The organism is Streptomonospora nanhaiensis (assembly GCF_013410565.1).
GTDB lineage: Bacteria > Actinomycetota > Actinomycetes > Streptosporangiales > Streptosporangiaceae > Streptomonospora > Streptomonospora nanhaiensis.
The window spans coordinates 1,971,788-1,984,183 of record NZ_JACCFO010000001.1 but is presented as its reverse complement, the minus strand read 5'-3'; the positions used below and the strand labels follow the sequence as shown (position 1 = coordinate 1,984,183).

Below are 12,396 nucleotides of genomic sequence, written 5' to 3'. Positions count from 1 at the left end.
CGCGTCGTCCTCGCCCGCCCCTCCAGTGTGGCAGCGGTCCGGCGGTGGCCGTGATCGGGCCCGGCTGCTCCTAAGATGATCTCCATGCGATTCGCCAAGGGCCATGGCACCGAGAACGACTTCGTGATCATCCCCGATCCCGAGGGCGCCCTCGACCTGCGGCCCGCCCAGGTGGCCGCGCTGTGCGACCGCCGCGCCGGCATCGGCGGCGACGGCGTGCTGCGCGTGGTGCGCACCGCCGCCCTGGGCGAGGCGCTGACCGGCCCGGCCGCGTCCTCCCAGGCCTGCGAGTGGTTCATGGACTACCGCAACGCCGACGGCAGCGTCGCCGAGATGTGCGGCAACGGCGTGCGGGTCTTCGCGCGCTACCTGCTCGACCGCGGCCTGGCCGAGGGCCCCGAGATTTCGGTGGGCACGCGGGCGGGCGCTCGGCGCGTCACCGTTGAGGACGACGGCGACCTCACCGTCGACATGGGCCGCCCCGAACTGCGCGGCGAGTCCGCCGCCGACCTCGCCGACGGCACCGTGCGCGGGCGGCGGGTGTTCGTGGGCAACCCCCACCTGGCCTGCCGGGTCGACCGCGACCCCGACGACGTCGACCTCACCGCCGCCCCCCGGCTCAACGAGGCCGACTTCCCCGAGGGCGCCAACGTCGAGGTCTTCGCCGTGGCCGCGCCGGGCACCCTGCGCATGCGCGTCTACGAGCGCGGCGCGGGCGAGACCCGCTCCTGCGGCACCGGCATCGTCGCGGTGGCCGCCGCCGCCACGCCGCCCGGCGAGGGCGCCACCTGGCGGGTGCGCGTGCCCGGCGGCGAGTGCGTCGTGTTCCTCGACGCCGACGGCGCCCGCCTGCGCGGCCCGGCCGTCATCGTCGCCGAGGGCGAGACCACCCTGCTCGACTCCGCCGCCGCACCCGCCTGAGCCCTCCCGCCCCGGCGCCCCGCGCGCGGACCGCGCCTCAGCGGCTAAGCAGGGCCGAGGGCGACAGCCCCCGCAGCGACGCGTCGAGCACCTGCGCGGTGTGGGCGAGCGCCATCGGGGTCCCGGCCCGCTCCAGGGCCGCGGCGATCTGCAGCGAGCACCCCGGGTTGCCCGCCACCAGGAGTTCGGCCCCGGTGGACGCCACGTCGGCGGCCTTGCGGTCGCCCAGTTCGGTGGCCGCCTCGGGCCGCAGCAGGTTGTAGACCCCCGCCGACCCGCAGCAGATCTCCGGGTTGGGCAGGTCGGCCACCTCCAGTTCGGGGATCTGGGCCAGCAGCGCGCGCGGCTGGGCGGTGACGCCCTGGCCGTGGGAGAGGTGGCAGGCGTCGTGGTAGGCGGCGCGCACGGGCAGCGGGTGGCGGCGGGCGCGGGGGCCCAGGTCGGCCAGGAACTCGGTGAGGTCCACCACGCGCTCCGACAGCGCCTGGGCGCCGCGCACCTCGGCGTCGCCGGCGCCGGCCTCCGCGAGCACCCGCCCGTAGTGCTTCATGGTGCCGCCGCACCCGGCGGAGTTGACCACCACGGCCTCCACCCCCGCCCGGGTGAACGCCGCCACCGTGGCGCGGGCGAAGGCGGCGGCCTCCTCGGCCCGGCCGGTGTGGGCCGACAGCGCGCCGCAGCAGCCCTGCTCGGGCGGGACCACCACGTCGCAGCCCTCGGCGGCCAGCACGCGCGCGGTGGCGGTGTTGACCTGGGGGAAGAACGCGCCCTGCACGCACCCGGTGAGCATGCCCACCACGGCGCGGCGGCGTCCGCGCGCCGGCACCAGCGCGGGCAGGCGCGGCACCCCGCCCCTGACGGGCGGGGCGATGCGCTCCATGGCCGCCAGGGGCGGCGCCAGGCGCTCCAGGATGCGCGTGCGGCGCACCAGCCGGGACAGCCCGCTGGCCTGGTAGGCCCGCAGGGGCGCGCGCAGCGGTTCCAGCCGCCGCCGGTGGGGGAACAGCGCGAAGACCGCCGCCCGCAGCAGCCGGTCGCCGGGCGCGCGCTCGTGCTCGGACTCCACCCGGGCGCGGGTGGACTCGATGAGCGCGTCGTAGGCAACCCCGGAGGGGCAGGCGCTGACGCAGGACAGGCAGCCCAGGCAGTTGTCGAAGTGCTCCACGGCGGCGGAGGTGAGGACGTCGTCCTCGCGCGCCTGGCCCATGAGGTGGATGCGGCCGCGGGGGGAGTCCATCTCCTGGCCCCACAGCACGTAGGTGGGGCAGGTGGGCAGGCAGAACCCGCAGTGCACGCAGTCGCCGAGCAGGTCGTCGAAGGAGCGGTCGGGCCGGGCGGCCCCGGCCGCGGTGTCGCTGTCGGTCACGGCGTCCTCCTTGTGATGCGGATGTGCCGGTGGTGGCGGGCGGCGTCCTAGATCCCGCCGGGGCCGCGCCCGGGGGACAGGAGGCGGTGCGGGTCGAACCGGTCCTTGACCGCGCGCATCAGGCCCAGGCCGCCGACCGGGCCCCAGCGGTCGAGGTCGGCCCCGGCCAGGCCGGGCGCGGTGCGGGCGACGGTGACCGAGCCCCCGGCCCCGGCGAGGGCGTCGCGGGCGCGGGCGACCACGCCCGCGACCGCCGCCGGGTCGGCGGCCGCCGGCACGGCGGCGTAGAGGACCCCCGCTCCGGCCGAGCCGCCGACGGCGGCCTCGGTGTGCTCGGCGCGGGCGGCCGCGCGCACGTCGCGGGCCGCCTGGGCGGCGTTGGCGACCGGTGCGGTGATCTTGAGCAGGGTGTCCCGGTCGGCGCCGGGCAGGGCGCCCCAGCCCGGCGGCGGGGTGTCGGCGGTCTCCGGTGCGGTCAGCAGCGCGGCGACCTCGGCGGCGCGGGCGTCGATCCCGCCCTCGGAGCCCTCCAGGAGCACCTCCAGCCGGGGCGGGCCGCCGGCGGGCCAGCGCAGTTCGACGGCCGCGGGCACCGCCGCCGAGCGCAGCACCCGCGCCGTCCACTCCTGGAGGACGGCCGCGTCGGGCGCCTCGGCGCTGACGAGCCGCAGCGCCGGGGGGACCGGGTGCAGCCGGAAGGTGACCGAGGTGATCAGCCCCAGGGTGCCCAGCGCGCCGGTGTGCAGTTTGCCCAGGTCATACCCTGCGACGTTCTTCACCACCCGCCCGCCGGAGGACGCGGCGACCCCGTCGGCGCGCACCACGGTCATGCCGATGACGAGGTCGCGCAGCGGGCCGTGCGCCATGCGGCGCGGTCCCGACAGCCCGGTGGCCACGGCGCCGCCCACGGTGCCGCCGGGCACCAGGGGGTCCAGGGTGAGCCGCTGCCCGGCCCGTGCCAGGTGCTCGCGCAGCTCGGCCAGCGGGGTGCCCGCGCCGGCCCGCACCACCAGGTCGCCGGCCGCGTGCTCGATCCCGGTGAGGGCGGTGGTGTCGACCACCAGGTCGCAGCGCAGGGGCGGGGCGCCCCACCCGATGGCGGTGCCGTTGCCCCGCGCGACCGAGGCCAGGCGGTGGTGGTGGGCGGCGGCCAGCAGCGCCGCGGCGGCGGCGGTGTCGGGCGGGGCCGCGACCAGGCGCGGCACGCGGCCGTGGACGGAGTCGGCGGCGGTGCCCTCGCGCACCGCCGCGCCGCCCGCGCCGAGCCGCTCGGACAGGGTGGTCGTGGTCGCCTCACGCATCACGCGCCCGCCTCCTCGGCCGCCGCCGATGGGGTCGAAGGCGCCGGGCCGGCGGCCGTGCACGCCCGGATGCCTCGCTGCTGGGGCGCCCGCCTCAGAACTGCTCCGCCGCGCCCCGCTCCACCAGCGGGTGGACGCCCTTGCGCACGCCGGGGCGCTCGCCGCACAGCCGCGGGGTGGGCAGCAGCTTCTCGGGGTTGGCGATGCCCGCGGGGTCGAACGCGCCGCGGAAGAGGTCCATGGTCTCCAGGTCGGCGGGGGTGAACATCTCGGGCATGTGGCACGCCTTGTCCACCCCCACGCCGTGCTCGCCGGTGATGGAGCCGCCGTGCTCGATGCACAGGTCCAGGATCGCCCCGGAGACCTCGGCGGCGCGCTCGGGGGCGCCGGGCTCGGCGTCGTCGAACAGCACCAGCGGGTGCAGGTTGCCGTCGCCGGCGTGGAAGACGTTGGCCACCCGGATGCCCGACTCCGCCGAGAGTTCGGCGATGCGCCGCAGCACCTCGGGCAGCGCGGTGCGCGGCACCACGCCGTCCTGCACGATGTAGGCGGGGCTGATGCGGCCCACGGCGGCGAACGCCGATTTGCGGCCCTTCCAGATGCGGGCGCGCTCGGCGGCGTCGGAGGCGGTGCGGATCTCGAACGCGCCCTCGGCCCGGCACAGCGCCGCGACCTCCTCGAACTGGGCGTCGACGTCGGCGGCCGGGCCGTCCAGCTCCACGATGAGCACGGCCCCGGCGCCGGAGGGGTAGCCGCAGGCCACGGCCGCCTCGGCGGCCTCGATGGACAGCGCGTCCATCATCTCCACGGCGGCGGGCAGCACCCCGGCCGCGATGATCGCCGACACCGCCGCCCCGCCCGCGTCCATGGTCTCGAAGGCGGCGAGCAGGGTGCGGACCTTCTGCGGTGCCCGCATCAGCCGCACGGTGATCTCGGTGGCGACGCCCAGGGTGCCCTCGGAGCCGATGAAGGCGCCGAGCAGGTCGTAGCCGGGCGCGTCGGCGGCCTTGCCGCCCAGCCGCACCACCTCGCCGGCGGGGGTGACGACCTCCAGGCCTAGCACGTGGTTGACGGTGAACCCGTACTTCAGGCAGTGCGCGCCGCCGGAGTTCTCGGCGATGTTGCCGCCCACCGAGCACACCTGCTGGCTGGAGGGGTCGGGCGCGTAGTAGTAGCCGTGCGGCGCCGCGGCGCGGGTGATGTCGAGGTTGGCCACGCCGGGCTGGACCACGGCCCGCTCGTTGGCGATGTCGATCTCCAGGATGGAGCGCATCCGGGAGGTGACGACCAGGACCCCCTCGGTGTGGGGCAGCGCGCCCGCCGACAGCCCGGTGCCCGCGCCGCGCGGCACGAACGGCACGCCGTGCTCGGCGCACAGGCCCAGCACGGCGGCGACCTGGGCGGTGCTGGTGGGCAGGACGACCACGCCGGGCAGGGCCGCGTGGTAGGTGATGCCGTCGCTCTCATAGGTGCGGCGGCGGGCGGTGTCGGTGATGACGCCGTCCTCGCCGCAGATGGCGCGCAGGCGCGGCAGCAGCGTGTGGAGCGGTTCGGGCACGGAGATCGCCTCCCCAGCTCGTCGTAGCCGTACTTTCCCGCACCCGTCCGCCGCGGGCAAGGGGGAGCGCCGGGGCTCCCGCGCGCCGCCGGGGCGCGCGGGGGCGCCCCGGCGGCGCGGGCCGGGCGGAGGCGGGTCAGGGCATCCGCTCGTAGGCCGGCAGGGTGAGGAACTCGACGTAGTCGTCGGCGAGCGCGACCTCGGTGAACAGCTCCATGGCGCGCTCGTAGAGCCCGGCGTCGAAGGCGGCGCCGCTCTGTTCGCGGATGGCGGCCAGCTCCTCGTCGATGAGGCGGGTCACGAGGTCGCGGGTGACCTGGGGGCCGTCGTCGAGGGTGACGCCGTTGTGCAGCCACTGCCAGATCTGGGAGCGGGAGATCTCGGCGGTGGCGGCGTCCTCCATCAGGTTGTGGATGGCCACCGCGCCGTTGCCGCCCAGCCAGGCGGCGAGGTACTGCAGGGCGACGTTGATGTTGCCGCGCAGCCCGGCCTCGGTGACACCGCCCTCGGCGGAGTCCACGGCCAGCAGGTCGCCGGCCTTGACGGCGACGTCGTCGCGCTGCCGGTCGAGCTGGTTGGGGCGGTCGCCCAGGACGCCGTCGAAGACCTCGCGGCACACCGGGACGAGGTCGGGGTGGGCCACCCAGGAGCCGTCGAAGCCGTCGCCGGACTCCCGCGCCTTGTCGTCGCGGACCTTGGCCAGGGCGCGCTCGTTGACCTCGGGGTCGCGGCGGCTGGGGATGAACGCGGCCATGCCGCCGATGGCGAAGGCGCCGCGCCGGTGGCAGGTGCTCACCAGCAGTTCGGTGTAGGCGCGCATGAACGGCGCGGTCATGGTGACGGCGTTGCGCTCGGGCAGCAGGAACCGCCGGCCGCGGGTGCGGTGCACCTTGATGATGCTGAAGAGGTAGTCCCAGCGCCCGGCGTTGAGGCCCGCGGAGTGCTCGCGCAGCTCGTAGAGGATCTCCTCCATCTCGAAGGCGGCCGGGATCGTCTCGATCAGCACGGTGGCGCGGATGGTGCCGCGCGGGATGCCCAGGCGCTCCTGGGCGGCGACGAAGATGTCGTTCCACAGCCGCGCCTCAAGGTGGCTCTCCATCTTGGGCAGGTAGTAGTAGGGGCCCTTGCCCTTGTCGAGCTGGCGCTGGGCGCAGTGGAACAGGTAGAGCGCGAAGTCCACGACGGCGCCGGAGGTCCGCTGCCCGTCGACCAGGATGTGCTTCTCGTCCAGGTGCCAGCCGCGCGGGCGCACGACGACGGTGGCCAGTTCGGAGTCGTCCTTGAGCGCGTAGGTCTTGCCCTCGGGCGTGGTGAAGTCGATGGTGCGGTCCAGCGCGTCGCGCAGGTTGAGCTGGCCGCCGATCATGTTCTCCCACAGCGGGGTGTTGGCGTCCTCGAAGTCGGCCAGCCACACCTTTGCGCCGGAGTTGAGCGCGTTGACCGTCATCTTGCGGTCGGTGGGCCCGGTGATCTCGACGCGGCGGTCGGTGATGCCGGGCGCGGGCGGGGCGACGCGCCAGGAGGGGTCCTCGCGGATGTGGCGGGTCTCGGGCAGGAAGTCGAGGTCGGCGCCCGCCGCGATCTCCCGCTGCCGGCGGGCGCGGGCCGCCAGCAGCTCCTGGCGCCGGCCCTCGAACCGGCGGTGCAGGTCGGCGATCAGGGCCAGCGCGTCGTCGGTGAGGATCTGGTCGAACCGGTCGTGCATGGGGCCGGTGATCTCGACCCCAGGGGTGGCGCCCATAGGAGTACCTTCCACGAAGCGAAATTTACTTCTGGTATGTGGAATTGACGCTACTCGCCGGTCGCGGCAGGGTCAACGGCGGCCCCCCGCCGCAGCGCCGCACTCTTTGCCCAGGTGGAAAGGTCGCCGGCTTTTTCCGCGGCACGCCACCGGGAAAAACGCGTGCCCCGGTCAACCCCCGCATGCGACCATCAAGGGGACGGACGGGGCGGGAACAAGTCACCGCGGTCCCGGCGTTCTCCCAACCGGAGGGATATGAATACTTTCTTTGACCACGGTCCCATCGACCCCGCCGCCCGCGGCGCCTGGGCCGACGACCGTGAGCACACCGCCGAGGACCGCGCCCAGACTCTGGCCGACGTCCCCGAGCAGGGCGAACTCGACCTCGCCGAGCGCCACGCGCTGCGCCGCGTCGAGGGCCTGTCCACCGAACTCACCGACGTCACCGAGGTCGAGTACCGCTCGCTGCGGCTGGAGCGCGTCGTCCTCATGGGCGTGTGGACCAGCGGCACCCAGCTCGACGCCGACAACTCCCTGTACGAGCTGAAGCAGCTCGCCGAGACCGCCGGAGCGCTGGTCCTGGAGGGCGTGACCCAGCGGCGCCGCAAGCCCGACCCCGCCACCTACATCGGCCGCGGCAAGGCCGACGAGCTGCGCGAGATCGTCGAGAGCACCGGCGCCGACACCGTCATCTGCGACGGCGAGCTCGCGCCCAGCCAGCTCCGCCAGCTCGAGGACGTCGTCAAGGTCAAGGTCATCGACCGCACCGCGCTGATCCTCGACATCTTCGCCCAGCACGCGCGCAGCCGCGAGGGCAAGGCCCAGGTCGAGCTCGCCCAGCTCAGCTACCTGCTGCCGCGCCTGCGCGGGTGGGGTTCGGCGCTGTCCCGGCAGGCCGGCGGCCGCGCCGGCGGCGGCAACGGCGGTGTGGGTCTGCGCGGCCCCGGTGAGACCAAGATCGAGACCGACCGGCGACGCATCAACGCCCGCATGGCCAAGCTCCGCCGCCAGCTCGCGCACATGGCCACCACGCGCGAGGTCCAGCGCGACCAGCGCCAGGTCCGCCAGGTGCCTGCGGTGTCGATCGCCGGCTACACCAACGCCGGCAAGTCCAGCCTGCTCAACCGGCTGACCAACGCCGGGGTGCTCGTGGAGAACGCGCTGTTCGCCACCCTGGACCCCACGATCCGCCAGGCGCGCACGCCCGACGGCCGGTCGTTCACGCTCAGCGACACGGTCGGGTTCGTGCGGCACCTGCCGCACCAGCTCGTCGAGGCGTTCCGGTCCACCCTTGAGGAGGTCGCCGACTCCGACCTCATCCTGCACGTGGTCGACGCCTCGCACCCCGACCCCGAGCAGCAGCTCAGCGCGGTGCGCGAGGTCTTCGCCGAGATCGGCGCGCAGGACGTGCCCGAACTCGTCGTGCTGAACAAGACCGACGCCGCCGACCCGCTGGTGCTCAAGCAGCTCAAGGCCAAGGAGCCGCAGGCGGTCGAGGTCTCGGCCCGCACCGGCGAGGGCATCGACGACCTCGTCGCGGCGGTGGCCGGGGCGCTGCCCACCCTGGACCGCGAGGTCCGCGTGGTGCTGCCCTACGATCGCGGCGACCTGGTGTCCCGGGTGCACGCCGAGGGCCGGATCATCGACCAGGACCACACCGGCGACGGCACGCGGCTGCACGCCTGGGTGCCCGAACTCCTGGCCGGAAAGCTGGAGGAGTACGCGGTCGTCGGCTAGCGTTGCGGCGGCCGGGCGGTAACGAACCGGTCACCCGCCGGATATGCTACGGCGGAACCCCGAACGGGGTTCCGCCGTTGTCGTGTGCAGAGCCTGAATTGGAGAGGGATTGCGGAGGGGAGAGGTGTACACGGCGTCGGAGGATGAACTACGGTTTTGAACCACTGGTTCGAGACCCGTGAGTCGCTCGCCTCCCCGGCCGCACCACCCTCCCCCCAGCCAGACCCAGTCGAGATCGAGGTCGCCTATGTCTACTCGCGTGTTCCGCCCCGCATCCGCGATCCGGCGGCCATGACTACCGGAGCGGGCCGGTGAGACGATGACCGTACGACTGCTGACGAACATCGGGCGGCTGTGGACCGGCACCGATCTCCTCAGTAACGCCGCCATGCTGGTGCACCACGACCGCATCGCGTGGGTCGGGCCGGCGGCCGACCTCCCCCAGAGCCTGCCCGGTGTCATCAACGACATCGTGGACGTGGACGAGGTCGACAACATCGGCGGCGGCCTGGTCACCCCCGGGCTGATCGACGCCCACTGCCACCCGGTCTACGCGGGCAACCGCTACGCCGAGATCGCCATGCGCGCCGGCGGCGCCTCCAAGTCCGAGATCACCGGGGCGGGCGGCGGCGTGGCCTCCACCGTCACCGTGACCCGCGGCACCGATCCCTGGACCCTGTGCAACGCGGTGCGCGAGCGCCTGCGGCACTGGGTGCTGTCGGGCTGCACCACGGTCGAGGCCAAGACCGGCTACCACCTCACCCGCGACGGCGAACTCGCCGACGTCCGGCTGCTGCGCGCCCTGGAGGAGGAGCCCGGCATGCCGCGGCTGCAGGTCACCTTCTTCGCCGCGCACGCGGTGCCGCCGGAGTACTTCGGCCGCCCGCACGACTACGTCGACGCGGTGTGCTCCTGGCTCAGCGACGCCGCGCAGGCGGGCGCCCACGGGGTGGACGTCTACTGCGACAACCAGCAGTTCACCACCGACGACGCCGCCCGGCTGCTGTCGGCGGCGCGGGCGGCCGGGCTGCGCACCCACATGCACGCCTGCGCGAAGCCCCGGCACGGCGCGGTGCGCATGGCCGCCGACATGCAGTGCTCCTCGGTGGACCTGCTCCACGACACCGACGAGGACGACGTCCTGGCGCTGGCCAAGACCTCCACGCCGGTGGTGGTGTGCCCCACCACCTCGCTGCACGAGCGCCGCACCCCGCCGGTGCGCGCGCTGCTGGACCACGGCGTGCCGGTCGGCCTGGGCACCGACCACAACCCGGGGCAGTCGGGCACCATGTCCCTGCCGCTGGCGATCTCCATGGCGGTGTCCATGTTCAACATGAGCGTCCTTGAGGCGCTGCGGGCCGCCACGGTCGGCGGCGCGTTCGCGCTGGGGCTGACCGACCGCGGCCTGCTGGCGCCCGGCCACTACGCCGACATCGTGCAGTGGGACGCCGACCACGAGGGCGCGTTCGCCTGGTCCTACGGGCTCAACACGCTGCGCGTGTGGCGCGGCGGCGAGACCATCCGCTGAGGCCGTCCGGTCGGCCTGCGGCGGCCGGCCGGACGGGGCCGACCGGCCGACCGCGCGCGGTCGGACCGGGCGGAAGCGGAGGCGCGCGGGCGTATCAGGCGTCGGCGCCCAGCAGCACCACCTTGCCCACGACCGTCTTGGACTCCGCCAGTTCCATCGCCGCCGCGGCCTCGGTCAGCGGGAACCGGGCGGCGACCCGCGCGCTGAGCGTGCCGTCGGCCAGCAGGGCGAACACGGCGCCGAGGTCCTCGCGCAGCCGCGCGCGGAACCGGGCGCGGTCGCGGCGGCCCGCCCAGACGTTGAAGAAGTGCGTTCGGCGCCCGTTGGGCAGCGCGTTCCAGACGGCCAGCCGCGCCAGCAGTTTGAGCACGGGCAGGTACGAGGACCCGGCGACGTCCCGGGTGGCGGCGGTGCCGTAGGCGACGAGTGTCCCGCCCCGGTTCAGCAGGCGGAAGGAGTCCACGATCCCCGGCCCGCCGACGTGGTCGAAGACGGCGTCGACCCCCTCGGGGGCGAGCGCGCGGACGCGGGCGGGCAGGCCGGGGGCGGTGTAGTCCACCGGCTCGGCGCCCAGGGCCCGGACGGTGTCATGGTGGCGCGGCGAGGCGGTGCCGATCACCCGGGCCCCGGCGTGGCGGGCGAGTTGGACGAGGACGGTGCCCACACCGCCGTTGGCGCCGTGCACCAGCACGGTCTGGCCGCGGCGGACCGGGCGACGTGGTGCAGCATGCGCCAGGCGGTGACGCCGCTGACGACCAGGGTCTCGGCCTCGGCGGCGTCGAGGCCCTCGGGCACCGGCACCAGGTCGGCGGCGGCGAGGACGGCGTGGCTGGCCCAGCCGCCGGTCTTGGTGAGGGCGGCGTAGCGGCGCCCGGCCATGGCGGGGTCCACACCGGCACCGACCCCGGTGACCGTGCCGATGAGGTCGTAGCCCGGCACGAAGGGGAACGGCGGCTGGTCGAAGTACTTGCCGCGGCGCATCTGCTGCTCGGCGAAGGAGACGCCGGTGGCCTCCACGCGCACCAGCACCTCGCCGGCGCCGGGCGGGGGGAGTTCCCGGCGGCGGACCTGGAGCCCGGCGGGTCCGACGGCGCCGGGCAGGACGATCTCAACGGCGCGGGTGCCGGGGGTGCGGTCGTCGGCGGAGTGGGCGTGGGCGGCGCGGGTGCCGGCGTCGGCTCCGGCGGTGGGGCGGGTGCGGTCGGTGCGCTCCATGGCGTGCTCCCGTGGGGTGTGGTGTGTCGGTACGAAAGTAAGTGATTGGTCAGTCACTTGTTGGGGCGAAAAAAGTCCGCCGTTGCGGCGGAGGGGCGGACGGACGTCAGCCCCGGGCGGCCGTGCCCGCGCCCGGTGCCGGCGGTGCGCGGTGGCTCAGGTGTCGCCCTGGCCCGAGGCCCGCGTACTCCTCGGCGGGGCGGGAACGTGGCGCATGCCCTTGGTGAGGGTGCGCGCCCAGGTCGCGTCCACCGAGTCGAGGTCCAGTGCCGCGATCAGGTGGCACAGCTGCCCCATGGCCATGAAGTGCTGGACCTGGTCGCGGTTGGCGCCCGAAAGGGTGTAGGTCAGCGACACCACCGCCGCGTAGCCGCGCCGCATCGCCGCCAGGACTTCGGGGATGTCGGCCACGCTCTGGGCGTGGACCTGCATCATCAGCAGGTCGCGATCGGCGATGAGGTCGGCGTAGGCGTCGCCCATGGCCTCCAGCACCTCGGCCGGCGAACCGCCGCCCGCCTTGTCGGCGCCCTTGCGCAGCGCGTCCGCGATCCGCGCGTAGCAGTGCTCCAGCGCCGCGGTGAACAAACCGAGCTTGCCGTCGAACAGGCGGAAGACGTATGCCTGGGAGATTCCGGCGGCGGCCGCGACGTCGGCGACCGGCGTGGCGTGGTACCCGTTCCGGGCGAAGACGGCCACGGCGCGCTCGATGACGGCGGCCCGCCGGGCCTCGGCGGTCGAGCGGGCGGGTTCGATGCGTTCCATGTATGTGAGTACACACTCACAACCCTAGGTTTGTCAACCCGGCTGCGCCCGCTTCGGCGGAACCGGCTGGAGCAGCACCAGGGCTCCTCCCCGTCCGGGCGCCCGGGCCCTCCACGTGTACCGGCGGTTCCACCCCGTACGGCGCGAGGCCGCCGAGCGGCCCGGCACCTGACGGTCGCTCGCTCTCAGCGTGGCCCCGTCGGCAAGAACCCCACGGCCGCCCGCCGATCCGTGGGGCTCTCCCAGATCGTTGAGGGGAGAGCAGGT

At 74.7% G+C, this 12,396-nt stretch carries 10 protein-coding genes; 3 read left to right on the top strand and 7 right to left on the bottom strand.

The window, feature by feature from the left end:
- Nucleotides 1–84: 84 nt before the first annotated feature.
- On the top strand, nucleotides 85–921 hold the full coding sequence (gene dapF / locus HNR12_RS08515; protein WP_179766968.1) for a diaminopimelate epimerase: 837 nt from the start codon (nucleotides 85–87) through the stop codon (nucleotides 919–921).
- 37 nt (nucleotides 922–958) lie between these two features.
- On the opposite strand, the gene HNR12_RS08510 is transcribed toward dapF, so the two are convergent.
- The 4 genes from HNR12_RS08510 to aceB all read right to left on the bottom strand — a co-directional run bounded on the left by HNR12_RS08510 (nucleotide 959) and on the right by aceB (nucleotide 6,887).
- Complete coding sequence (locus tag HNR12_RS08510; protein WP_179766967.1) at nucleotides 959–2,287, bottom strand: heterodisulfide reductase-related iron-sulfur binding cluster; 1,329 nt, start codon at nucleotides 2,285–2,287, stop codon at nucleotides 959–961.
- A gap of 47 nt (nucleotides 2,288–2,334) precedes the next feature.
- Nucleotides 2,335–3,588, bottom strand: coding sequence for an FAD-binding oxidoreductase (locus tag HNR12_RS08505; RefSeq protein ID WP_179766966.1), 1,254 nt, complete (start codon nucleotides 3,586–3,588; stop codon nucleotides 2,335–2,337).
- Nucleotides 3,589–3,682: 94 nt separating this feature from the next.
- Nucleotides 3,683–5,146 (bottom strand): FAD-linked oxidase C-terminal domain-containing protein, encoded by a 1,464-nt coding sequence (locus HNR12_RS08500; RefSeq protein WP_179766965.1) that lies wholly within the window; start codon nucleotides 5,144–5,146, stop codon nucleotides 3,683–3,685.
- A 136-nt stretch (nucleotides 5,147–5,282) separates the two neighbouring features.
- The gene (gene aceB, locus HNR12_RS08495) at nucleotides 5,283–6,887 is read right to left on the bottom strand and encodes a malate synthase A (RefSeq protein WP_179766964.1); all 1,605 of its coding nucleotides are present in this window, start codon (nucleotides 6,885–6,887) and stop codon (nucleotides 5,283–5,285) included.
- A 255-nt stretch (nucleotides 6,888–7,142) separates the two neighbouring features.
- On the opposite strand from aceB, the gene hflX reads away from it, so the two are divergent.
- Together hflX and hutI are read left to right on the top strand one after the other, a co-directional pair.
- Complete coding sequence (gene hflX / locus HNR12_RS08490; RefSeq protein ID WP_179766963.1) at nucleotides 7,143–8,624, top strand: GTPase HflX; 1,482 nt, start codon at nucleotides 7,143–7,145, stop codon at nucleotides 8,622–8,624.
- A 319-nt stretch (nucleotides 8,625–8,943) separates the two neighbouring features.
- Nucleotides 8,944–10,152 (top strand): imidazolonepropionase, encoded by a 1,209-nt coding sequence (hutI, locus tag HNR12_RS08485; RefSeq protein ID WP_179766962.1) that lies wholly within the window; start codon nucleotides 8,944–8,946, stop codon nucleotides 10,150–10,152.
- A 94-nt stretch (nucleotides 10,153–10,246) separates the two neighbouring features.
- Here the strand turns inward: hutI and HNR12_RS28335 are convergent, their stop codons facing one another.
- From HNR12_RS28335 to HNR12_RS08475, 3 genes are all read right to left on the bottom strand, one after another.
- The gene (locus HNR12_RS28335) at nucleotides 10,247–10,816 is read right to left on the bottom strand and encodes a zinc-binding dehydrogenase (protein ID WP_308251234.1); all 570 of its coding nucleotides are present in this window, start codon (nucleotides 10,814–10,816) and stop codon (nucleotides 10,247–10,249) included.
- Nucleotides 10,768–11,367, bottom strand: coding sequence for an alcohol dehydrogenase catalytic domain-containing protein (locus HNR12_RS28330; RefSeq protein WP_246425036.1), 600 nt, complete (start codon nucleotides 11,365–11,367; stop codon nucleotides 10,768–10,770). Before HNR12_RS28330 ends, HNR12_RS28335 begins: the two co-directional genes overlap by 49 nt.
- A gap of 156 nt (nucleotides 11,368–11,523) precedes the next feature.
- Nucleotides 11,524–12,129 (bottom strand): TetR/AcrR family transcriptional regulator, encoded by a 606-nt coding sequence (locus tag HNR12_RS08475; RefSeq protein ID WP_179766961.1) that lies wholly within the window; start codon nucleotides 12,127–12,129, stop codon nucleotides 11,524–11,526.
- Nucleotides 12,130–12,396: the final 267 nt, after the last annotated feature.